Consider the following 23582-nt stretch of genomic DNA (forward strand, 5'->3'; position numbering starts at 1 on the left):
CGAGATGCCGCCAATGCCCGAGTCGCCGCCTTCCACGACGACGCTGTGCCCCTCCTGTGCGGAGCCGCTGGACGCGGAGGACCGCTTCTGCGAACACTGCGGCGCGGACCTCAGCCTCAGCGCCTCCGGCGCGGACCCGTCAACGGCGGGGTCCGCCGCGTCGCCTTCCGGCGCGGAAGCGCCCGGCGCCGCGGGCGGTCCGGCGGGAGCCGCGCCCTCGTCCGCCGGACCGGCGGGCACGGACGGCGACCCGCACGGCGGCGCGCGCCCACAGGCCGCAGGCGGCGGCCAGGAGGGTCAGCTCGGCGGCGGGCTCGGCGGCACCGGGCAACCCGGCGGTGGAGCCGAAGGCGAAGGCCCCGCGACCGACGCGTTCCTGCTCGCTCCCCCGCAGGCCGCGGCGCAGCCGGGCGGCGGCGGCGACACGCTCGCGCTCGGGGTGCCGCTGGCCGGTGCGAAGGTGTCGGATCCGCGCGAGGAGGAACCGGCGGAGGAGAACGGCACGGTGTGCGTGGCGTGCGGCCTCGGCGGGGTCGACGCGGACGGGTACTGCGAGCACTGCGGGCACGCCCAGCCGCGCAAACGGGACCACCAGGAGCAGGAGTTGGAGGGCGTGGCCGCGGTGAGCGACCGCGGGCTGCGGCACCACCGCAACGAGGACGCCTTCGCCCTGTCCACGACCTCGCTGCCGGACGGCACCCCGGCGGTCGCCGCGGTGGTCTGCGACGGCGTGTCCACCGCGTACCGCCCGGACGACGCGTCGGCCGCCGCGTCGGTGGCGGGCAACGAGTCGCTGCTGGCCTCGCTGGAGCGCGGCGCCCCCGCCGAGGAGGCCATGCGCGGCGCGCTGATGGCGGCCTTCGACGCGGTGAGCGCGCTCGCCGAGGAGGAGACCCAGGACGGCGTCCCGCACCACAACGCACCGGCCTGCACCTGCGTCAGCGCCGTCGTCACCGGCCCGGTCTTCACCGTCGGCTGGATCGGCGACAGCCGCGCGTACTGGATCCCCGACGACCGCGACCGCCCGTCGGCCCGGCTCACCGAGGACGACTCGTGGGCGGCCAGGATGGTCTCCGCCGGTCTGATGACCGAGGCGGAGGCGTACGCGGACGACCGGGCGCACGCGATCACCGGCTGGCTCGGCGCGGACGCCGTCGAGGTCGACCCGCATGTGGCGGCCTTCCAGCCGGAGAGCCCCGGCGTCATCGTGGTGTGCACCGACGGGCTGTGGAACTACGCGGAGTCGGCCGCCGAGATGGCCGAGGTCGTACCGCCGGACGCCAGGACCCGCCCGCTGCACAGCGCGCGGACGCTGGTCGGGGTGGCGCTGGACGGCGGCGGCCACGACAACGTAACGGTCGCGGTGCTGCCGTTCCCGGCCGCCGTGTCGCGGGCAGGATTCCCACCCGCCCAGGTCACGGAGGGCCTGGGCGGGGCTGTGAACGGGCTTTAAGGAGCGCAGTACCGATGGCCAAATTCTCGAAGTCGAACGTGCCGCAGTTCTCGGTCGACATCTATCAGAACGAGTTCCTTCCCGAGGGCGGCCGCGAGGTCAACGCCATCGTCACCGTGACGTCGACCGGCGGCGGCACCTCGGGCGGTCAGCCGCTGCCGGGTCCGGCGTCCGCCGCCGGGGGCGCGGCGCCCAGCGCGGGCGTGGTCATCATGGTCGACTGCTCGGGCTCGATGGAGTATCCGCCGACGAAGATGCGCAACGCCCGTGACGCCACGGCCGTCGCGATCGACACCATCCGCGACGGCGTCGCCTTCGCGGTGGTCGGCGGCACCCACCAGGCGCGCGAGGTCTACCCGGCCAACGGCACGCTGGCGGTGGCCGATCCGACCACCCGCGCGCAGGCCAAGCAGGCGCTGCGCAAGCTGACGGCGGGCGGCGGCACCGCGATCGGCACCTGGCTGCGGCTGGCCGACCGGCTGCTGGCCAGCACCGACGTGGCCATACGGCACGGCATCCTGCTCACCGACGGCCGCAACGAGCACGAGAAGCCGGAGGACCTTCAGGCCACCCTCGACGCGTGCACGGGCCGTTTCACCTGTGACGCGCGCGGTGTCGGCACCGACTGGGAGGTCAAGGAGCTGACCGGGATCGCCTCGGCGATGCTCGGCTCGGTCGACATCGTCGCCGATCCGGCCGGACTCGCCGCGGACTTCCAGGCGATGATGGAGAACGCGATGGGCAAGGAGGTCGCGGACGTCAGCCTGCGGCTGTGGACCCCGCAGGGCTCCGAGATCGCGTTCGTGAAGCAGGTCGCGCCGACCGTGGAGGACCTGAGCGCGCGGCGCACCGAGGCCGGTCCGCGCGCGGGCGACTACCCGACCGGGTCGTGGGGCGACGAGTCCCGCGACTACCACGTGTGCGTGCGGGTGCCGGTGGCCGGAGTCGGCCAGGAGATGCTGGCGGCGCGGCTGTCGCTGGTGCTGCCGCAGCCGGACGGCACCGTCGAGGTGCTGTCGCAGGGCCTGGTCCGCGCGGTGTGGACGGACGACATGGCCGCCTCCACCCGGATCAACCCGCAGGTCGCCCACTACACCGGGCAGGCGGAGCTGGCGCAGGTCATCCAGCAGGGTCTGGAGGCCCGCAAGTCCGGTGACATGGACGGCGCGACGGCGAAGCTGGGCCGCGCGGTGCAGCTCGCGAGCGCGTCGGGCAACGAGGACACCGCGAAGCTGCTGTCGAAGGTCGTGGACGTGGTCGACGCGGCGAGCGGTACGGTGCGGCTGAAGGCCAGGGTCGCCGACGCGGACGAGATGACCCTGGAGACCCGGTCGACGAAGACCGTGCGTGTGAAGAAGTGACCCGTGCGGTCGCGACATGTGACGACGTAACGTGTGAGGACGTAACCGTCAGCAGCTCGCACGGATTGTGACCCCGCCCTCGGCGGGCGGAGGGGGAGCCAGCACCATGCCGACTTGTCCGAACGGCCATCAGTCCGGGACCGACGACTGGTGCGAGGTCTGCGGGATGCGGATCGCCGTGCCGTCGTCCTCGTACGGGACCCGGCCGCCGTCCTCGTCGGCGTCCGCGTCCGCGTCGGCGTCCAGTTCGCCGGTGTCGACCTCGCCGGGGGCGTCGTCGCGCGGCTACGAGCCGGACGGGCAGGCGGCGCCGGAGGTGTGCCCGCAGTGCGGGACGCCGCGGGAGGGGATGGCGCTGTTCTGCGAGGAGTGCCGTTTCAACTTCCAGACGCACACCTCCACCACCTTCGTCGCGCCGCCCGCCCCGCCCGTTCCGCCGCCGACGGCGTCCGGTTTCCCGCCGTATCCGGACTACGGCTCGCAGCGGTCCCGCCCCTCGCAGGTGAACCGGCCGGCGGAGCCGCTGCCGTCGCAGTCGGTGACGTCGGGTTCCGGGGACTTCCTGCTGGACCCGCCGTCCTCGCAGGTGAAGGCGGTGGGGACGGGTCCGGCTCCGGTGGCGGAGCCGGAGGTCTCCGCCGAGCAGCCGCCCGCCGCGCGGCCGACGCCCACCGAGGCGTCTGCGGCTCCGCCCGCGTCCGCCACGCGCCGCCCGATCGAGGGCGGCGGCCCCGAGCACGCGCCGTCCTCGCCGGCGGCGCCTCCGTTCCAGAACCCGTATCTGTCCGGTGAGCAGTCCGGGCCCTCGGTCTCCCCCGGGTCCGGCCACGAGCCGCCCGCGGCGTCCGCCGGTACGGCGTGGGTCGCGGTGATCGGCGCGGACCGGGAGTACTTCACCGCGATGATGGCCCGCAGCGGCCCGGACGCGGAGGGCCTGTACTTCCCCGCGTTCTCGCCGGAGATCCAACTGCCCCTGATCGGCAACCAGATCACCATCGGACGGCGCCGCCAGAGCACCGGTGAGGCCCCCGACATCGACCTGTCCCGCCCCCCCGGGGACCCGGGCGTCTCCCACCAGCACGCCGTGCTGGTCCAGCAGCCGGACGGCTCCTGGGCGGTGGTCGACCAGGACTCCACCAACGGCACCACGGTCAACCTGGGCGAGGACGCGATCCGCCCGTACACCCCGATCCCGCTCTTCGAGGGCGACCGGGTCCACGTGGGGGCGTGGACGACGATCACACTCCGCCGGGCGTGACGCGGGTGTCCGGTACGGGAGCGGCCCTGCGCCGCCTCGACCTGGGCCGGTTCGTCCGGCCGGGCTCCGAGACCGCCGACGGGAAGCCGCGGGTGGAGCCCGCGCTCGGCTATCTGGTCGAGCACGACGGCGAACTCCTGCTCTTCGACACCGGGATCGGCACCGCGGACCCCGAGACGGACGCGCACTACCGCCCGTACCGCCGTCCGCTGCCCGACGCGCTCGCCGCGGCGGGGGTGACGACCGCGGACATCGCGCTGGTGGTCAACTGCCATCTGCACTTCGACCACATCGGCGGCAATCCGCTCTTCCCCGGCACTCCGGTGCTGGTGCAGGACGCCGAGCTGGCGGTGGCGCGCGGCGGCAACCACACGCCCGAGCATCTGGTCGGCTTCCCCGGCGCCCGCTACGAGGAGCTAACCGGTGAAGTGGAGATCCGTCCGGGGCTGTGGATTCTGCCGACGCCTGGTCACACGGTCGGTCACCAGTCGCTGGTGATCCGCAGGCCGGACGGGACGGTGATCCTGGCCGGTCAGACGCACACCTCGGCGTCCGACTTCGCCGCCGCGCAGGGCGCGGTCCTGGCCGCCGCCGGCGGTGCGGGAGCGCCGCTGCCCGAGCCCGACCCGTGGGTGGAGCGGCTGCTGGCGTACGACCCGCGGCGGATTCTGTTCGCGCACGACGCGGCGGTCTGGGAGCCGCTGTCCGGCTGAGGGCTTCTCGGCCGCCGCGGCTCAGAGCGGCGGGGGGCTTTTCCGGCCGCCGCGGCTCACAGCGGCCAGCGGTACGGGCCCGCCGGGTCGTCCAGCCAGGTCCACTGGCGGGGGCCGTCGACGGTGAGGCCGAAGCGGGACCTGGCCGGGTGGCCGAGGTCGCGGAAGACGGTGTGCGCGGACTCGGCGAGCGCCCACAGGTCGCGGGGGCCGCTGACGCGGGTCGTGCCGTCGGCGGTGACGCGGGCGGTGGAGCCGTCGGCGGCCAGCAGCCGGGCGGTGCCGGTCCCGGGCGACCAGGTGAGGTCCAGCGGGCCCGCGACGAGGGTGAGCAGGAAGCGGAAGAGGTCGTTGCCGATGATCCGCGGCGGTGTGCGGGTGGCCCGTACCGCCTGCGCCGCGTCGTCGGCGGCGGGCGCAGGGGCCGTCGTGGAGGGGCCGCGCAGCGGGACGAAGAAGGCCGGGGTGGCCAGGAAGTGCCCTTCGGCCTCGGTGGCGCTCCGTACGGTGAGCGCGATCAGCCCGGTCCCGAGGGGCGCGAGGATCCGGGCGCCCGGCCGGCACTGGGCGAGCCAGGCCGCCGGGATCGCGGGCAGTTCGCAGGTCGCGATCACCCGGTCGTACGGGGCGCCGGCCGGGTGGCCGAGCGCGCCGTCGCCGGTGACGACGGTGACGGAGCGGGCGGCGGGTGTGCCGTACGCGGCCAGGTGCGCGCGGGCGGCGGCGGTGATCCGCTCGTCCAGGTCGATGGTGGTGACGGCGTCGGGGCCGAGCCGGTGGGCCAGCAGCGCCGCGTTGTAGCCGGTTCCGGCGCCGATCTCCAGGACGCGGTGGCCGTCCGCCACGTCGAGCGCTTCGCACATCAGGGCCATCAGCGAGGGCTGGCTGCTGGAGGAGAGCAGTTCGCCGTCCACCACGTCGGTGGCGATCGGCCGGTCGGCGTAGCTGCCCGCGAGCCAGCGCAGCCGGTGGCGCGGGTCGGGGTCGGCGGCGGTGAGCCGGTCCTGCCCGCCGCCGTGCGCCGAGCGCTGGTAGTCGGGTACGAACAGGTGGCGCGGCACCTCGGCGAAGGCGGCCCGCCAGGCCGGGTCGGTGAGGCCGCCGCCCGCGACGATGCGGCGGACCATGCGGGTGCGCAGCGCGGAGGCCGCGGCCCGGTACCGCCCGGCCGCGCCCGTACCCGTATCCGCGACCGCAGCTGTATCCGTATCCGTATCCGAGGTCGTACCGTCCGCGCCCGTGTCCGTACCCTCCGTGCCCGCTTCCGCGTCTGTGTCGGCCATGCCTCCATCGTGCGCCCGCGGGCCCGGTCCTACGACTCCGGTACTCGGCCGGTCCTTCTGCGACCATGGGGGTGTGAATGAGATCCCGCGCGGCACGGTGCAGCAGCAGACGTTCTACGAGCTGGTCGGCGGCGAGGAAACCTTCCGCCGTCTGGTGCACGTCTTCTATCAGGGGGTGGCGGGCGATCCCGAACTGCGGGCGATGTACCCCGAGGAGGATCTCGGCCCGGCGGAGGACCGGCTGCGGCTCTTCCTCATGCAGTACTGGGGCGGTCCCCGCACGTACAGCGACGAGCGCGGCCACCCGCGGCTGCGGATGCGGCACGCGCCCTTCGAGGTGAACAAGGCGGCGCACGACGCGTGGCTGCGCCATATGCGGGCGGCGGTCGACGAGTTGGGCCTTGAACCCGCGCACGAACAGCAGTTGTGGGACTACCTGACGTACGCCGCCGCGTCGATGGTCAACACCCCCGGCTGAAAACGGCCCTGAGCGGAGGCGAATCGTCCGCTCAACGGTCGGTCACGATCGTATTCCGACAACCTCCGGCACCGTTCACCACGCCCTCCCCCTTTGAGACCATCCGGTCAGCGACAGGACGGGGGCTCGCCGGTGACCGGTTTCGTGCTGCTGCGCGTCCGCGCGCACCGGTTGCTGCTCGCCGCCGCGCTGCTCACGGTGGTCCTCACCACCTCCGTGCTGGCCACCTTCACCGCCTTCACCGGCGCGATCGGCGACGCGGCGCTGCGCCGCACCCTCCAGCACCAGGCCGCGGACCGGTCGACGGTCGAGGTGCAGGCATCGGTCACCGGGCCGACGCGGGACGGGCTGGATTCGGCCGTACGGCGCATCGTGCCCGACGCCTTCGACGGGCTCCCGGCCACGGTCAGGTCGAGCACCAGGTCGGGCCCGTACGGGCTGCCGTTCGCGCTGCGCCCCGCCGGGTCGCCGAAGGGCGGGGACCCGGATCTGACGCTGCTGGCCACCTTCGACCGCTCGCGCGTCACGATCACCGAGGGCGCCTGGCCGACGCCCGCGGCCAAGGGCTCCCCCGAGGTGCGGGTCGCCATGCCGGTGGTCGCGGCCCAGGCGCTCACCGTGCGCACCGGCAGCGTCATCACGCTCACCGACCGGCTCGGCGGGCCGCCGCTGCGCATCCGCGTGACCGGCCTCTACCGCCCCGCCGACCCCGCCGCGCCGTACTGGCATCTGGACCCGCTGCGCGGACGCGGCATCCACACGCTGTCGTTCACCACGTACGGGCCGATGCTCGTGGACGGCGGCACCTTCGGCTCGGGGCGGGTGGCGCCCGCCGAGATGTCCTGGCAGGGCACGGCGGACTTCGGCGGCGTGGGCGTGGGCCGGATGGACGCGCTGGAGCGCAGCGCGAAAGCGGCCGTCGCCGACCTCCATGACGCGAAGCCGACCGGCTCCGCGCAGGTGTCGAGCGAGCTGCCGACGCTGCTCGACGGGCTGCGCCGCAGCCTGCTGGTGACCCGTTCGACGCTGCTGATCGGCGCGCTCCAGCTCGTCATCCTGGCGGCCTTCGCGCTGCTGCTGGTCGCGCAACTGCTGGCCGAGGAGCGGGCCGGGGAGACCGCGCTGCTGCGGGCCCGCGGCGGCTCCCGCTCGCGGGTGGCCCGGCTGGCGGCCGGGGAGGCGCTGCTGCTGGCGGTGCCCGCCGCGCTGATCGCGCCGCTGCTCGCCGGTCCCGTCACGCGACTCCTGGCGGGGACCGGCGCGCTGGCCCGTACCGGCGTCACACTCGGCGGCGGCAGTGGCGGCGCGGCCTGGCTCGTGGCCGTGTGCGCGGCGCTGGCCTGCGCCTTCGCGGTGATCGTGCCCGCGGTGCGCGGCGGCGGCTCCTTCACGGCCGAGCGCGCGGCGCGGTCCCGGCGGGGCGCGCTGCCGGGCGCCCTCCAGGCCGGGGCGGACGTCGGGCTGCTGGTGGTCGCCGGGGTCGCGTACTGGCAGTTGCAGCGCCGGGCGTCCGGCGGCGGCGTGCTGAGCGCCGACGGCGCGGGCGGTCTCGGCGTGGACCCGGTCCTGGTGGCCGCGCCCGCGCTGTGCCTGCTGGCGGGCACGGTGCTGGTGCTGCGGCTGCTGCCGCTGGCGGCCGGGCTCGGTGAGCGGCGCGCGGCGCGCGGTCGCGGGCTCGCGCCGGCCCTGGCGGGCTGGCAGTTCGCCCGCCGTCCGCGGCGCGGCGCGAGCGCGGTGCTGCTGCTGGTACTGGCCGTGGCGATGGGGATGTTCGCGATCGGGCAGGGCGCGAGCTGGGACCGTTCGCAGCGCGACCAGGCGGACTTCACCGTCGGCTCCGACATCAGGGTCACCGGGATGACGACCCCGCCGTTCGGGCAGGCCGGGATCTACGCGAAGGTGCCGGGCATCACGGCGGTGGCCCCCGCGGCCCGCGACGAGGTGCTGCTGACCCAGCAGCGGCACGCGACGGTCCTGGCCATCGACACCGAGCAGGCGGGCAGGGCGATGCGGTTCCGCTCCGACCTCACGGCGGGGCGGCCGGTCGCGGAGCTGCTCGCGCCGCTGAGGGCGGGAGGGAAGGGCGGGGCCGCGGGGAGTGGCGGGGATTCGGGCCGGGCTGCCGGGGATTCGGGCGGGGCCGCCGGGAGCGCAGGGGATTCGGGCGGGGTCGCCGAGGATTCAGGCCGGGCTGCTGGGGATTCGGGCGGGGCCGCCCGGAGCGCCGGGGATTCGGGCGGGTTCGCCGTCCCCGGTGACGCGCGCCGGGTGGAGTTCACCGCGTCACTGCGGGCGGTGGACCGGCACGGCCGCCCGATGGCGTCCGCCAACGGCCCCGACCACCTGACCGCCGCGCTGACGGACGCCACGGGTGTGGTGTACGAGTTCGAGCTGGGCGATCTGCCGCCGGACGGCGCCCCGCACCGGCTCACCCTGGACCTGGCCTCTGCGGCGGGCACGGCGGGCGGCGGGCCTGCGGGACCGCTGCGGCTGACCCGGATCGACACCGTCTTCTCGCTGCCGGGCGTGAAAGAGACGCACCGACTGACGATCTCCTCCGCGCGGGTCGTCGGGCCGGACGGCGGCGGCGAGGCGCTGAGCGCGGCGGGTACCGGTACGGGGCGGGGCGCCGCCTCGTGGGACGCGCGCGCGGACTTCGACGACCCGAGCCTGGCGGGCGATCCCGGTGCGGTGCCGCCGTCCGCCGAACCGCCCGTGCTGGCCGGCCCCGCGCTATTCGGCCTGGAGTACGCCACCGGTTCCACGGAGGTGGTCCCGGACAGCTGGCAGGCGCCGCCGACCGCCACCGTACGCACCCGCGTCGAATCGCTCGTGCCGCCCGAACTCCCGGCCGTCGCCACCGACTCGTACCTCAAGGCGGTCGGCGCGAAGGTCGGCGGCACCGTCCGGCTCCAGCTCAACGGTGTGGACATCGTCGCCCGCGTCACGGCCGCCGTCCGCGCGATCCCCGGCACGGCGGACCGGAGCGCCGCCGCCGCGGACGGTACGCAGGACACGCAGAGCCGTGAGGACCTGGACGCGGGCGCCCTGCTGCTCGATCTCCGGTCCGTCGACCGGCTGTTGGAGTCGCAGGACGCGCGTTCCATGGAGCCCACCGAGTGGTGGCTGGCCACCGGGCCCGGCACGACCGCGCGGGTCGCCGCCGCGTTGCGCGCCCGAACCGACGTCGACGTGGTGCTCGTACGGGACGAGACCGCGGCGGATCTGCGGGCCGATCCGCTGGGCGCGGGACCGCAGTCGGCGCTGCCCGCCGCGGTGATCGCCGCGGCCGTACTGGCCGCGGTCGGCTTCGCGGTCAGCGCGGTCGGCGCGATCAGGGAGCGCAACGGCGAATTCGCGGTGCTGCGCGCCCTGGGCACCCCGCGCCGCCAGTTGGCCCGGATGATCGCCGCGGAACAGGGGACGCTCGTGCTGATCTCGCTCGTCGTGGGCGTGGTGCTGGGCGCGCTGCTGACCCGGCTGATCACCCCGCTGGTCGTGCTCACTTCGCAGGCCGCCCGGCCCGTCCCCGATCTGCTGGTCGAGATGCCCGCGGGGCCGCTGGCCGAACTGCTGGGCGTCGTCCTGATCGCGCCGCTGGTCGTCGTCCTCGCCACCGCGGTGCGCCGCGGCGATCCGGCGGCGGCGCTGCGGCGGCAGGGGGAGGACTGAGATGCCGGACGACAACTCGCGTGAGGGCGGGGGTATTTCGGAGGGCGCGTCGGGGGGTTCTTCGGAACGGGCCTCGGGGCGGCGGGCTCCGGACCGGGCTCGGGAACGGTCCTCGGAGCGGGCTTCGGGGCGGCGGGTTCCGGACCGGGCTTCAGGGCCGGCTTCGGGGCGGGCTTCTGTCGGCACGCCGGTGCCCGGTGCTGACAGTGGCGCGCGCGTGGACACCTCCTGGGTACGGGTCAGGCTGCGGTCCGCGCCCGCCGCCGCGCTCGCGACGGCCGTCCTGGTCCTGGTCACCGCCTTCCTCGCCGCGGCGCTCCCCCGCGCGGTCGACCGCTACGAGGACACCGCGCTGCGGCAGGCCGTCCGGGACGCGGCGCCGCTCGACCGCGGTGTCAGCCTGACCGGCCCCTACAGGCCCGAGTTCACGACGACCGAGCTGCTGGACCCCACCGCCGTCGACCATGTGGAGACGGTCTTCCAGCGGATGGCGAAGCCGCCGCTGCGGCTGCGGAAGGACCGGTCCGTCATCGGGGTGCGCGCCTCGGAGGCGCCGGTGCCCGACCAGGGGCTGCCCCGTACCTCCGAACTCTTCCCGGCCGCCAGCCTGGTGGCGCAGGCGGGACTGGCCGGGCACGGCCGCCTGGTCGCCGGGCGGCTGCCGGCTCCCGCGCCGGACGGGGGCGTTCCGGCGCCGCTGTCGGTCGAGGCCGCCGTCACCGTACGGACCGCCGAGGTCATGCGTCTCACGGTCGGTCAGACCGTGCACCTGCACGGCCGCACCGCGACCGCGCTGACCGTCCGGATCTCGGGCATCGTCGCGCCCCGTGACCCCGCCGACGACTTCTGGACCGAGAACAGCGACCTGCTGACCCCGCAGCTGTCCGCGCCGCCGACCCCGCCGGGCAGCGAGCCCAAGACGTACTGGCACTTCTCGCTGCTCGTCGACCGTACGGCCGCGCGCTCGATGCCGCTGCTGGGCACGCTGGTGACCCGGTACTGGCACCACCCGCTGGCCACCGACGGCCTGGCCGCGCACGATGTGCCCGCGCTGCAAAGGCAGTTGGCGTCCTTCAACGCGGGGCCCGACTCGGTGGCCCTGCAACAGGCCACCGACCCCGACATCCGGCTCACCGGCGGCCTCGGCACCGTGCTGGACGGCTACTCCGACGACCGGCGGGCGGTGTCGCCGCTGGTACTGATCGCGGCGGTCGGCGTCGGCACGACGGCGTTCGCGGTGCTACTGATGGCGGGCGGCCTCGCCGCCGAGCGGCGGCGCGGTGAGATCGCGTTGCTGCGCTCGCGCGGCGCCGCCCTGCGCGGCGTCTTCCGGCGGCTGCTCGGCGAGACGACGGCCGCCGCCGTGCCGGGCGGCGCCGTGGGCGTCGCCCTGGCGCTGCTGGCGCTGCCGGCCTCGCGCTACGGCACGTCGCTGCTGCTGGGCGCGGCGGTCACCGCGGTCGCCGCGCTGGCGCTGCCGGTCCGGGCCGTGGCGGCGGCCCGGCGGCCACGCGCGGCGGGCCGCGAGGACGTCACCGCTGCCCGGCCGTCGCGCCGCAGACTGGTCGCGGAACTGACCGTCACCGTCCTGGTCGTGGGCGCCGTACTGACCCTGCGGCGGCGCGGGACCGACAGCGGCGGCGACCCGTATCTGGCGGCGGCCCCCGTGCTGGTCGCCGTCGCGGCGGCGCTGGTGCTGCTGCGCCTGTATCCGCTGCCGCTACGGCTGTTGGCGCGCCCCGCGGCCCGGCTGCCCGGCGCGGTCACCCATCTGGGCCTGGCGCGCGCGGGCCGCTCCCCCGCCACCAGCCAACTGCCGCTGCTGGCGCTGCTGGTGGCCCTGACCGTGGCGTCCTTCGGCGGCTCGGTGCTGGCCGGTATCGACCACGGCAGGGACCGGGCGGCGAGCGTCCTGGTCGGCGCGGACGCGCGGGTCGACTCCCGCTTCGGGCTCCCCCGCCAACTGCCCGACGAGGTACGGAAGAAGGTGCCCGGCGTCGGCCGGGTCGTCACCGCCCGCGTCGAGCCGAACAGCCCGACCGCGCCCTTCGGCCTGTCCTACTCGCTGGTGATCGTCGACCCGGCCGCGTACGCGTGGCTGACCCACGACATCGGGCTGCCCGCCTTCCCCGCGCAGGCGTTCGGCCACGATCCGGGGCGGGGGACGCTGCCCGCCGTGCTCAGCCCCGGTCTCGCCTCGCTGCTCGGCGACGGAACGGCCCGGGTGGACGCCGCCGTCGGCGCCGTCACTGTCAGGACCGCGGCCGTCCTGACCAGCACCCCGGCCGCGCCCGGCGCCGAGTTCGTGATCGTCTCCGCGGCGCAACTGGCCGCCAGACACCCGGACCTGGCCGCGTACAGCCAGTACAGCGGTCCTACGGTGCTGCTGGCGATGAACGCGCCGGGCAGTCACATCGACGGCGGGGCGCTGCGCGCGGTCGCCAAGGAGCCCGCGTCCTTCGTGACGGTGCTGACGCGCGGCGAACAGCGGTCCCGGCTGGGCGACTTCCCCTTGCAGCGCGGCGCGCGCTCGATCTATCTGGCGGCGGTCGCGGCGGGCGCCGCCTTCAGCGCGCTGGCCCTGCTGCTGTCGCTGCTCCAGGCCGCGCCGCAACGGGCCACGCTGCTGGCCAGGTTGCGCACCATGGGCATGACGCGGCGGCAGTCGCGGCGGCTGGTCCTGCTGGAGATGCTGCCGCAGGCGCTGCTCGCCGCCGTCGGCGGTGTCCTGGTGGGCCTGGCGGTGGTCCCGCTGCTCGGACCGGGCGTCGATCTGCGGGCGCTCACCTTCGGCGGCGGCGAACAGGGCGTGGAACCGGCCGACTTCGGGCTCGGCCTGCGGGCCGATCCATGGTCCCTTGCCCTGCCGTCGGCGGGGCTGCTGATACTGGCCTGTGCGGTGCTGCTGATCCAGGTGCGGGTGAGCGGACGGCGGCGGGAGAGCGCGGAGTTGAGAGTGGGGGACCGGGTATGACGGGCGAAGCGGGCGGCGAGGTGCGCGGAGCGGTGGCGGGTCCGGTGACGGGACCTGACCGCGCTCCCGTCAGCAGTCTCGCGGATCTGGAGCGGGCGGTCGCCGAGCGGCGGGAGCGGCCCGCGTACGGCAAGGACGCGCTGATCAGTTGCGACCGGCTGGTGCGGATCTTCACCGCGGACGGGGTGGAGGTGCAGGCCCTCCAGGGGCTCGATCTACTCGTCGGCAAGGGCGAGTTGATGGCCCTGGTCGGCGCGTCGGGCAGCGGGAAGTCCACGCTGCTCAACATCCTGGCCGGGCTCGACGTGCCGACCGCGGGCGCCGCGTCCGTCGGCGGCTACGACCTGCTGGCGATGGACGCCGCGTCGCGGCTGCGGTACCGCAGGGAGGTGGTGGGGTTCGTCTGGCAGCAGACCGGCCGCAATCTGCTGCCGTACCTCACGGCCGCGCAGAACGTCGTCCTGCCGATGCAGCTCGCCGGCCGCACCGGCGGGCTGCGCACGAAGCGGCAGCGCACCGCGCAGGCCACCGAACTGCTCGGCATGCTCGGCGTCGGCTACTGCCACGACCGGCACCCCGGCCAGATGTCCGGCGGCGAGCAGCAGCGCGCCGCCATCGCCGTCGCCCTGGCGAACAGCCCGTCCGTCGTCCTCGCCGACGAGCCCACCGGCGAACTCGACTCCGCCACCGCCGAGCAGGTCTTCGCCTCTTTCCGCACCGCCAACGAGGAGTTGGGCACCACGGTCGTCGTCGTCACCCACGACCACGCCGTCGCCAACGCCGTCCGCCGCACCGTCGCCATCCGCGACGGCCGCACCGCCTCCGAGGTCGTCCGCCACACCGAGGTCGACGAACACGGCCAGGAGTCCGTCGTGGCCCGCGAATACGCCACCGTCGACCGCGCCGGCCGCCTCCAACTCCCCCGCGACTACACCGACTCCCTCTCCATCCGCTCCCGCGTCCTCCTCGAACTCGAACCCGACCACATCTCCCTCTGGCCCGACCCCTCCCAACCCCCTCAGCGGACGGAGGAGCCCCAGGACGGCTGACGGCCACCCACGTCCGCACACGCGACGACGAGCACCCTGGGGCCGAACGCGGCACGGCAGCCGCCCCGACGGCGGGTGGGGCCCGCGGGGGGCACCCGCAGGGGTGGAAGCACCTGCACGGGTGGGCGGGTGGGAAAAAGGCGGACAGGCCCTAGGCCGGGGTGACGGTCAGACCGGAGGCCGGCGCGGCAGCGCGTACGGCCACGGAACCGAGCGCCGTGCGCAGCCGCAGCCAGGGCCCGGCGGACAGAAGCACGGCGTCCTCGGCTCCCCGCAGAAACCCGAGGGCATGGGCGGCGTGCACCGCCCGCAAGGGCAAGCCGGTACCGGGAAGCGGCCGAGCCCACAACTCCTCGGCGAGCGCGTCGAGTCCGGCCCGCGTACGCCCGGCCTCGCCCAACTCCTCCGTACGCGTGCGGAATTCCCCGATCACGCGGGCGGCAGCCGCCCGCACGGCGTCACCGTCGACCTCGGTGACCCGCAGCCAGCCGCCGCGCGGCGGCAGCAGCCCGGCCCAGGAGGGCCCGGTGACGGACCCGGGCAGCACCAACTCGCCCCCCTCCGGAGGAGGCACGGCGTCGAGGAGCTGCCCGGCCGACACGGTCGCGTCGACCGCCGCCCCGACCCCGTCCTCGGCCAGCGCCGCGGTGCGGACCGCGAGGACGCCCCCGAAGGGCGGATGGCCGAAGACCCCGAGGGCGGCCTCCCCTTCGGCAGACCTGAGCCGTACGACCGCAGCCTTGTCCCAGCGGATCAGCCGGCCGAGGAAGGCGGCCAGATCGGCCGCCTCCCCCGCTCGCGCCAGCGTCAGCGTCGACCGCGCGGGAGCGGTCATACGGTGACGGCCCCGTCCAGATACCGCTGGAGGAACAGCTTCTCCTCCGCGGTGATCCGCCGCGGCCGTCCGGCGGCGAGGTTGTACGGGACGACGACCGTGGAGGCCCGCACGTACACCGTCTCGCCGTCCTTGACCTCGTAGTGGACGGTCAGCGACGCCGCGCTGATGTCCGAGACCCACGTCTCGACGGTGACCGGCTCGTGCCGGTGCACCAGCGGACGCAGGTAGTCGATCTCGTGGCGGGCCACGACGGACCCGCCGGTGAACGACACGCTTCCCTCGCCCGGCGCCAGCCGGAACATGAAGTCGATCCGCGCCTCTTCCAGATACCGCAGGAAGACCACGTTGTTGACGTGCCCGAAGGCGTCCATGTCCGCCCAGCGCAGCGGGCAGAGGAAGATGTGCCGTGCCATCACAGATACCGTGCCCTCAGCCGCGGGTCAGCTTCTTGTACGTGGCGCGGTGCGGCCGGGCCGCGTCGGCGCCGAGCCGCTCCACCTTGTTCTTCTCGTACGACTCGAAGTTGCCCTCGAACCAGTACCAGCGGCTCTCGCCCTCGTACGCGAGGATGTGCGTCGCCACCCGGTCGAGGAACCACCGGTCGTGGGAGATCACGACGGCCGCGCCGGGGAACTCCAGCAGGGCGTTCTCCAGCGACGACAGGGTCTCGACGTCGAGGTCGTTGGTGGGCTCGTCGAGGAGCAGCAGATTGCCGCCCTCCTTGAGGGTGAGCGCCAGGTTGAGGCGGTTGCGCTCACCGCCGGAGAGCACGCCCGCGGGCTTCTGCTGGTCCGGGCCCTTGAAGCCGAAGGCCGAGACGTAGGCGCGGGACGGCATTTCGACCTGGCCGACGTTGATGTAGTCCAGCTCGTCGGAGACGACGGCCCACAGCGACTTCTTGGGGTCGATGTTGGCGCGGCTCTGGTCGACGTAGGAGATCTTGACCGTCTCGCCGACCTTGATGGAGCCGGAGTCCGGGGTCTCCAGGCCCTGGATCATCTTGAACAGCGTGGTCTTACCAGCGCCGTTCGGGCCGATGACGCCGACGATGCCGTTGCGCGGGAGCGTGAACGACAGGTCGTCGATCAGCACCTTGTCGCCGAACGCCTTGGAGAGGTTGTTGACCTCGACCACGATGGAGCCCAGGCGCGGGCCCGGCGGGATCTGGATCTCCTCGAAGTCCAGCTTCCGCACCTTGTCGGCCTCGGCGGCCATTTCCTCGTAACGGGCCAGGCGGGCCTTGGACTTCACCTGACGGCCCTTGGCGTTGGAGCGGACCCACTCCAGCTCTTCCTTGAGGCGCTTGGCGCGCTTGGCGTCCTTCTGCCCCTCGACCTTCAGGCGGGCCGCCTTCTTCTCCAGGTACGTGGAGTAGTTGCCCTCGTAGGGGTGCGCCCGGCCGCGGTCCAGCTCCAGGATCCACTGGGCCACGTTGTCCAGGAAGTACCGGTCGTGGGTGACGGCGACGACGGTGCCGGCGTACTGCGCCAGGTGCTGCTCCAGCCAGTTCACCGACTCGGCGTCCAGGTGGTTGGTGGGCTCGTCGAGGAGCAGCAGGTCGGGCGCTTCGAGCAGCAGCTTGCAGAGCGCGACGCGGCGCTTCTCGCCGCCGGAGAGCGTGGTGACCTGCCAGTCGCCGGGCGGGCAGCCCAGGGCGTCCATGGCCTGTTCGAGCTGCGCGTCCAGGTCCCAGCCGTTGGCGTGGTCGAGCTGCTCCTGGAGCTTGCCCATCTCGTCCAGCAGCGCGTCGGAGTAGTCGGTCGCCATCAGCTCGGCGATCTCGTTGAACCGCGTGAGCTTCGCCATGGTGTCGGCGGCGCCGTCCTGCACGTTCTCCAGCACGGTCTTGGACTCGTCGAGCTGCGGCTCCTGGAGCAGCATCCCCACCGAGAAGCCGGGCGACAGGAACGCGTCACCGTTCGACGGCTGCTCCAGGCCCGCCATGATCTTCAGGACGGTCGACTTACCGGCGCCGTTCGGCCCGACGACGCCGATCTTCGCTCCCGGCAGGAAGCTCAGCGTCACGTCGTCGAGGATCACCTTGTCGCCGTGGGCCTTGCGGGCCTTGCGCATGGTGTAAATGAACTCAGCCAAGAGAAACCGTCCGGCAATCGAGTAGGGCCACAGTGCGGCACCGCCGCGTGAGGGCAGATACACCCCATCTTGCCGTACGTCCACCCATCCGTGCGAACGGGTCCCTCCCCCACCCCCGCCCGGCGGCCGCCCGGCGCTTGGCCTCCCGGTGGGTCAGCACGACGCCGCCCAGCATCAGCCCGCTGACGAAGAAGGTTCTGACCACGTGTACGTCGTGTACGTCTCGCGTGCCTGCTGAGCGCCGGCGGAAGCCGATCTTCGCACGAGCGTCGCGGTAGGCGTCGCGGACCGGACGGGGGCGGGTGTGCGAACGGGTCCTGCCGCACCCTCCGGTGCGGCAGGACCCGTTCGCGGTGGGGCGCCCCGGGTCAGGCGGTGGGGGTGTTCTTCTTGCGGCGGAAGAAGAAGGCGGCGGCGCCGCCGAGGACGACGAGGGCGATGGCGATGCCCGCGATCATCGGGGTGGCGCTGCTGCTACCGGTCTCGGCGAGATCGGTGCCGCCCGTGGTGCTGCCGGAGGTGGCGGGGCTGGGGGCGTTGGTGGGGGTGGCCGTCGGGGTGGGGCCGGGGGTGGTGGCGGTCTTGCAGTCCAGGACGCCCTCGAAGGTCTTCACCTGGTCGTTGGGCAGGGTGATGTCGATCTTGTACTTCTGGTCCTCCTGGACGGGGACCGTGACGGTCTGGGACTTGCCGGGCGCGACCGTGTAGCTCTTGCCTTCGAGCTCGAAGGTGAAGTCCTCGTCGCCCTGGTTGGCGGCGGTGACGTCGACCCCGTTCTTGGCGCAGACGACCTGCGCGGACAGCGCCGGGATCGGGCCCTTCCTGGCCCAGGACAGGGTCGCCGCCGCGGTGACGGTGGTGCTCTGCGAACCGGCGAGGATCTGCGACTGGCTGGAGGTGTCAGTGGCGGAGAAGGCACGGCCGACGGATATCTCGGTGGTGGCCGCGACGGTCACCGGGGCGGTGCCGTCCGCGGTGCCCGCGGGGACGTCGAAGTAGAGCGCGGTGCCGTTCTTGACCGGACCGCTGATCGCCTTGCCGTCCTTGTCGACGATCTTGACGCCCGCCGGGGCGTCGGCGCCGAGCTTGACGTCGACCGCGTCGGCGGTGGTGTGCACGGTCACCGGACCGAGCCGGTCGCCGGACTTGCCGGAGACGGCGGGCGGGTCGAGCGTCACCGAGGGCTTGGGCTCCTCAAGGGTCTGCGCGTGGCTGTCCAGGTACTCCGCGAGCGCCTTGGCGTCGCTGTCCTTGGCCTGCACGTTCACCCCCGGGTCGGACAGGTGCCAGATCGCCACCTGCGTACCGGCCGCGGCCAGGCCCGGCGTGAGCGGGTGGTCGAGGGTGACCCCGGCGGCCTTGAGGGTGTCCGTGACGCCCGCCACGTCGACCTTGGGGTAGGAGTTGTTGAGGATCCAGGCGATCTTGCCCGCGTCCTTGTTGTCCTTCAGCGTCGAGTTGTCCCAGGTGACCTCGTTGTAGGTCGCCTTGTCGACGGTGTGGTGATTGAAGTCGATGCAGTACGTCTCGATGCTGCCGCCACCGGTCACGGCCATCGAGAAGAGTCCGGCGGTGACGTCGTACTCGTCCTTGGCACCGGGGTTGACGACGGCCTGGTCGGCCTTGTCCTTCTCGATGCCGCCGAGCACGGCGGTGGCGCCCGTGGCCGACGGCGTCGTGCCGTCGTTCGGGGCGGCGACGGCCGCGCCCGCGCCCGCCATCACGCCCGCCGCGAGCAGGCCCGTGGCAATGCCAGCCGCCGCGAGGCGGGCGGCGCCCCGCCTGTAGGTCTTGAACATGGATTTCCCCTCCGGGCAAGGCGCGTTGGTCGTTCAGAGGATCGCCTTGCCTGCGCAGTTCCGGCCCCCGTGCGTGCTGAACGAGGAGATCCTAGGAACCAGGCGTCACACGCTCACCAAGAGAGTCCCCGCAGCGCCTTTTCGAATCCCAATCGTTATCGGCACAATTGCATGATTCCGTGTTTGTCGATAAGTCATCGACAGAATTCATCCCGGGAAATGCCGCCGAAAGCGGATACTCCGGATACTCAGGGCGCCCCCGCGGGAACGGGCGGCGCCGGATCCGGCCGGGCGACCACCGGCGGCGTCTCGGCCGCGTTCCCGGCCGTGTTCCCGGCCGCGCTCCCGACCGCATTCCCCACCACGGCCCCCGCCGCTCCGGACGCGGACGCGGCCCCCGCCCCGGTCATGCTCGCCGCGACCCGGCTGAACCGCGAGACGCCCCGCGCCAGGTCGTGCCCGACCGCCACCGCCTCGATCTCCGCGGTCAGATAGCGCCGACCCTCACGCTCCTCCTCACGGATCCTCAACCGCCCCTGGACGAGCAAGGGTTCACCGACTCCGACCGATTCCTTCACATGCCAGGCCAGCGTCCGCCACGCGCACACCGTGTAGAAACTCGTGGCCCCGTCCGTCCACGCGCCGCGCTCGGCGTCCCACCGGCGCGAGGTGGTCGCCAGCCGGAAGCGGGTGACGGCCACACCGGTCGCGGTCTGCCGGGTCTCCGGCTCGGTGGCCACATTTCCCACCACGGTCACAAGCGTCTCGTTCATTTCTCTGCCCTCCCTGCCGATCGCGCCCCCCGCGGGACGCCGTAAGGACATCGTGCAGGAATTCGACCAGGCATGGAGAAACCGGCCGGAATCTGTGGATTACCGGCCGGTTGTGGATAACTTCGTCACTCGGACGAGTGGTCTCCCAGAGAAGTGCGGACGGAATGCGCCGCGTGCGCGGAATGCGCCCCGGCGACCACCGCGTACTGCTCGCGCACCTCGCGGTACCGCATCAATTCGGCCGCCACCGGTTCGAGCACCCGGGCCCTGCCGCAGTCCGCCGCCGCGTCCCGCAGCCGCCGCTCGGCGGCCTGGCCGTACCGCCGTGCGGGCCCGCGGGCCGCGAACCGGCAGGCACCGGCGAGGGCCGGGCCGCCGAGTCCGCCGACCGCGATCATCACGACCGGCAGCCACCACGTCAGATCGAGCGAGCCCACCGCGACCGAGATCAGGCAGACCGCGCCTGCCACGGCCAGCGCCATCAGCAGCCACTGCGCGCCACCGGCCGCCGACCACCAGCCGGGCCGCTCCGGCGCCCCCGGCCGCGCCCGCGCCGCAGCGCCGTCCAGCGCCTCCGGCAGCCCGTCACCGCCGCGCCGGGCCGCGTCACGTACCGCCTGTGCCCAGGGCGCGGGCAGCCCGCGGGACGCGTCGGCCGCCACGCCGCGCACCGCCTCGTCGACCACCGGCCGGGACGCGGACAGCCCGCCGCCGCCCGTACGGGTCGCTCGTACGGGTGAACCCTGCGCCGGGCGCTCACCGCGGGAACCGGCGCCGACCGCGGCCCGTTCACCGATCAGCCGGCCCCACGGCGTACCGCAGGCATCCTCCGCCGCTCCCGCCCAGTCCCGTTCCGCCGACTGTCCTGCCCCGGCCGCGCCCACCGCGTCCGCGAGCCGGTCCACGAATTCCTCGCGCGCCGAGTCCGTGAGCCCGGCGCCGCCCTCGCCGACGTAGAGCGGGTGCAGCCTGCTCGCCGTGCGGTCCATGTCGGCCGCCAGCCGCCTTCCGGCCGCCGCGCGGTCGGTGACGAGCTGGGCCAGTACGGCGCGCAGGTCCGCGACGCCCTCGCCGGTCAGCGCGGACGCGGAGAGCACCACGGCGCCGTCCTCGCCGTGCTCGCCGACCGCGAGGCCGTCCTCGTCCAGCAGCCGCCGCAGGTCGTCGAGGACCAGGTCGACCGAGTCGCCGGGCAGCCGGTCGATCTGGTTGAGCACCAGCACGGTCACGTCGGCGTGCCCGGACAGCGGGCGCAGATAGCGCTCGTGCAGGGCCGCGTCGGCGTACTTCTCCGGGTCGAGCACCCAGACGACGACGTCCACCAGGCCCAGCAGCCGGTCCACCTGATCGCGGTGGCCGGTCGCGGCCGAGTCGTGATCGGGCAGGTCGATCAGGACGAGCCCGTCCAGGCTCTCGGCGCGCCCGGTGGCGCCGTCGGCGGCGAAGGCGCCCTCGGTCCCCGACAGCTCCTCCGACAGGTCCCCCGGCCACTCCCCCGCCGCGTCCAGCGCGCCGCGCCTGGCGTAACGGTCCTGCGGCGCGATCCCCAGCCGGTCGAGCAGCCCGGCCGCCCGCTCCGGCTGCCAGGCGCAGGCGACCGGCTTCGCGGTGGTCGGCCGCCGTACACCGGTCTCGGAGAGCGCGAGCCCCGCAAGAGCGTTGAAGAGCGTGGACTTCCCGCTGCCGGTCGCCCCGGCCAGCGCCACCACCGTGTGGTCGAGCGACAACCGCCGCCGCTCGCCCAGGCGTTCCAGCAGCTCGCCGGTCTCGGCCAGCGCGTCCGGGCTGATCCGCGTCCTGGACAGCCCCAGCAACTCGCCGAGCGCGTCCACCCGCACGGTCAGCGCGTCCGTAGCGCTCCCCCGCCCCTGAGCGACCGACGAAGAGACGGCGGACGAAGAGACGGCGGACGGAGAAGCGGCGGACGGAGAAGCGGACGGCGCGGAGGACGACGGGCCCGGGACACGTCCCGGCCCGTCCCCCGCCGCGTCCGCGGACCCGCTCGCCGCCGATCGTGCCGAACTGCCGGTCGTCGTGGCCACCGTGGTCACCTTTCCCTCTGGAGTACGGACAGCGCCGCGATCAGCGACGACTGCTGCCGCGCGGTCACGTCGTAGCCGTCGACCGGGGCCAGCCGCCGGTCCCGCTCGGCGCGCAGCAGCCCTGCGACGGCGTCGTCCAGCCGGTCGCGCGCGGTGTCGCGCAGCCGCAGCGCGGCCTGTACGCCGACGGTCTCGGCCAGGCGCTCACCCGCGGCGCTCCCGCGCTTGCCGCCGAGCAGCGCGGTCGCCAGCAGCGCGGCCACGTCCTCGGGGTCGACGGGCGGCCGGTCGGCGTCGCGGGCGGCCCGCGCCTGCGCGTAGGACAGTTCGGTCAGGCCGCGGCGCCAGCGGCGTACGCCCTTGTCGATCCGGGCGGCGACGGCGACGCGGTCGCGGTCGGGCCGCGCGGAGGGCTCGCCGAGCAGCGCCGATCCGGCGCGGTCGCGCTGCCAGTTGGCGACGACGCGTTCGTCGGCGGCGTCGGTCTCGGTCCGCAGCAGGGCCGCGAACTCCTCGGCGAGCGCGTGCTGGAGGGCGTCGGGGCCGCACGCGGGGTAGCCCTGCCAGTGCGCGAGGGCCTCACCGGCCAGCGGGACGCCCGCGCCGATCGCGGTGTCGATCCGCTCCCCGGCCTGTTCGTACGCGTCCTCCGCGCCGCGCGCCAGGCGTACGGCGGCGGCGTGCTGGGCGGCGGAGGCGGAGGCGAGGGCGGGCAACCGCCCGCGCAGGGAGTCCAGTACGCCGACGGCGGTGCGCTGGGCGGCGTGCTGGCGGGCGGCCGGGTCCTGGGCGCAGTGCGCGAGCCATTCCCGCAGCGCGGCCACCGCGGTCTGCGGCAACAGGCCGCCGCCGCCCGCGGATTCGGGCAGTTCGGGGACGGTGAAGCGGGGTACGTCGCCCAGGCCCGCCTTGCCGAGCAGCGCCGCGTAGTGCCTGCCGACGTCGTCCGCGATCTGGTGCGGGACGCGGTCGAGGACGGTGGCGAGCGTGACGTCGTACTCCTTGGCGGTGCGCAGCAGATGCCAGGGCAGGGCGTCGGCGTAGCGGGAGGCGGTGGTGACCAGGACCCAGATGTCGGCGGCGCAGATCAGCTCGGCGGCCAGTTCCCTGTTGCGGGTGACGAGGGAGTCGATGTCGGGGGCGTCGAGGAGCGCGAGGCCGCGGGGCAGGCTGTCGTCGGTCTCCAGACGCAGTTCGGCGCCCCCGGATTCGCCGCGGTCGGTACGGTCGCCCCGGCCGCGCCGGTCGTCGTTCCGGTCGCCGCTGTCGCCCCGGCCCGGCCTGCCGCCCCCGGCCGCGCCGCCCGGGCCCACCCGTTGGCGCACCGCCCAGGCCCTGTTGAGGCCCGGCAGGACGCGCGGGTCCGCGAACCAGGCGCGGTCCTCGGGGTGGCAGACCAGCACCGGGGTGCGGGTGGTCGGCCGGAGCACCCCGGATTCGCTGACGCGGCGGCCGACAAGGGAGTTGACGAGGGTCGACTTGCCCGCGCCCGTCGAACCGCCCACGACGGCCAGCAGAGGGGCCTCGGGCGCCTTCAGCCGGGGCACCAGGTAGTCGTCGAGCTGGGCGAGCAACTCCTGTCGGGTACGCCGGGCGCGGGCGGCTCCGCGCAGTGGGAAGGGGAAGCGTGCGGCGTCGACGCGGTCGCGCAGCGCGGACAGCGCGTCGAGCAGCTCGGGCCGTACGTCCAAGATCGCCACACCCGCAGAATGCCCCATATTGGAGCATTTTTGAAGCGTATTTCGGGTAAATCACCCCATTCGGCCCGCACTACATGAAATGGGGCGGCCCATGG

Annotated in this window: 16 protein-coding genes; 8 read left to right on the forward strand and 8 right to left on the reverse strand. The window is 74.3% G+C overall.

Going from position 1 to position 23582, the window contains the following annotated elements; translation table 11 throughout:
• The first annotated feature begins 13 nt into the window (after nt 1–13).
• The 4 genes from ACIP4Z_RS03080 (at nt 14) to ACIP4Z_RS03095 (ending at nt 4785) form a co-directional block, all read left to right on the forward strand.
• Nucleotides 14–1453, forward strand: a complete 1440-nt coding sequence (locus ACIP4Z_RS03080; RefSeq protein ID WP_401304628.1) for a PP2C family serine/threonine-protein phosphatase — start codon at nt 14–16, stop codon at nt 1451–1453.
• A 14-nt stretch (nt 1454–1467) separates the two neighbouring features.
• On the forward strand, nt 1468–2814 hold the full coding sequence (locus ACIP4Z_RS03085; RefSeq protein ID WP_355337155.1) for a VWA domain-containing protein: 1347 nt from the start codon (nt 1468–1470) through the stop codon (nt 2812–2814).
• Between the two features lie 106 nt (nt 2815–2920).
• A complete protein-coding gene (locus ACIP4Z_RS03090) occupies nt 2921–4072 on the forward strand; it encodes an FHA domain-containing protein (RefSeq protein WP_401304631.1) in 1152 nt (383 codons plus the stop codon).
• Nucleotides 4042–4785 (forward strand): N-acyl homoserine lactonase family protein, encoded by a 744-nt coding sequence (locus tag ACIP4Z_RS03095; RefSeq protein ID WP_401304634.1) that lies wholly within the window; start codon nt 4042–4044, stop codon nt 4783–4785. Before ACIP4Z_RS03090 ends, ACIP4Z_RS03095 begins: the two co-directional genes overlap by 31 nt.
• A gap of 56 nt (nt 4786–4841) precedes the next feature.
• Here ACIP4Z_RS03095 and ACIP4Z_RS03100 read toward each other — a convergent pair whose 3' ends face one another.
• Nucleotides 4842–5912, reverse strand: a complete 1071-nt coding sequence (locus tag ACIP4Z_RS03100) for a methyltransferase domain-containing protein (RefSeq protein WP_401305035.1) — start codon at nt 5910–5912, stop codon at nt 4842–4844.
• Nucleotides 5913–6141: 229 nt separating this feature from the next.
• Between ACIP4Z_RS03100 and ACIP4Z_RS03105 the strand changes: the two genes are divergently transcribed.
• From ACIP4Z_RS03105 to ACIP4Z_RS03120, 4 genes are all read left to right on the forward strand, one after another.
• Nucleotides 6142–6546: a globin gene (locus tag ACIP4Z_RS03105; RefSeq protein ID WP_355337149.1), complete on the forward strand. Its 405-nt coding sequence runs from the start codon at nt 6142–6144 to the stop codon at nt 6544–6546.
• 132 nt (nt 6547–6678) lie between these two features.
• Nucleotides 6679–10218 (forward strand): ABC transporter permease, encoded by a 3540-nt coding sequence (locus tag ACIP4Z_RS03110; RefSeq protein ID WP_401304637.1) that lies wholly within the window; start codon nt 6679–6681, stop codon nt 10216–10218.
• 217 nt (nt 10219–10435) lie between these two features.
• Nucleotides 10436–13192 (forward strand): FtsX-like permease family protein, encoded by a 2757-nt coding sequence (locus ACIP4Z_RS03115; protein ID WP_401304640.1) that lies wholly within the window; start codon nt 10436–10438, stop codon nt 13190–13192.
• Nucleotides 13189–14241 (forward strand): ABC transporter ATP-binding protein, encoded by a 1053-nt coding sequence (locus ACIP4Z_RS03120; RefSeq protein ID WP_401304642.1) that lies wholly within the window; start codon nt 13189–13191, stop codon nt 14239–14241. Before ACIP4Z_RS03115 ends, ACIP4Z_RS03120 begins: the two co-directional genes overlap by 4 nt.
• Nucleotides 14242–14392: 151 nt before the next feature.
• On the opposite strand, the gene ACIP4Z_RS03125 is transcribed toward ACIP4Z_RS03120, so the two are convergent.
• The 7 genes from ACIP4Z_RS03125 to ACIP4Z_RS03155 form a co-directional block, all read right to left on the reverse strand.
• Nucleotides 14393–15076: a hypothetical protein gene (locus ACIP4Z_RS03125; protein WP_401304645.1), complete on the reverse strand. Its 684-nt coding sequence runs from the start codon at nt 15074–15076 to the stop codon at nt 14393–14395.
• Entirely contained in the window at nt 15073–15492 is a 420-nt protein-coding gene (locus ACIP4Z_RS03130; protein WP_355337139.1) for a thioesterase family protein, read from the reverse strand. The genes ACIP4Z_RS03125 and ACIP4Z_RS03130 overlap by 4 nt, the downstream gene beginning before the upstream one ends.
• Nucleotides 15493–15508: 16 nt before the next feature.
• The gene (ettA, locus tag ACIP4Z_RS03135; RefSeq protein WP_401304648.1) at nt 15509–17173 is read right to left on the reverse strand and encodes an energy-dependent translational throttle protein EttA; all 1665 of its coding nucleotides are present in this window, start codon (nt 17171–17173) and stop codon (nt 15509–15511) included.
• A gap of 368 nt (nt 17174–17541) precedes the next feature.
• Nucleotides 17542–18972 carry an LAETG motif-containing sortase-dependent surface protein gene (locus ACIP4Z_RS03140; protein WP_391046788.1) on the reverse strand — a complete coding sequence of 477 codons (1431 nt, stop codon included), beginning with the start codon at nt 18970–18972 and terminating at the stop codon, nt 17542–17544.
• A gap of 248 nt (nt 18973–19220) precedes the next feature.
• Nucleotides 19221–19745, reverse strand: coding sequence for a single-stranded DNA-binding protein (ssb, locus tag ACIP4Z_RS03145; protein ID WP_401304652.1), 525 nt, complete (start codon nt 19743–19745; stop codon nt 19221–19223).
• A 125-nt stretch (nt 19746–19870) separates the two neighbouring features.
• Nucleotides 19871–21583 carry a dynamin family protein gene (locus tag ACIP4Z_RS03150; protein ID WP_401304655.1) on the reverse strand — a complete coding sequence of 571 codons (1713 nt, stop codon included), beginning with the start codon at nt 21581–21583 and terminating at the stop codon, nt 19871–19873.
• A 209-nt stretch (nt 21584–21792) separates the two neighbouring features.
• Nucleotides 21793–23478 carry a dynamin family protein gene (locus tag ACIP4Z_RS03155; RefSeq protein WP_391160611.1) on the reverse strand — a complete coding sequence of 562 codons (1686 nt, stop codon included), beginning with the start codon at nt 23476–23478 and terminating at the stop codon, nt 21793–21795.
• Between the last annotated feature and the right edge of the window lie 104 nt (nt 23479–23582).

It is taken from the genome of Streptomyces sp. NPDC088910, assembly GCF_044749865.1.
GTDB lineage: Bacteria > Actinomycetota > Actinomycetes > Streptomycetales > Streptomycetaceae > Actinacidiphila.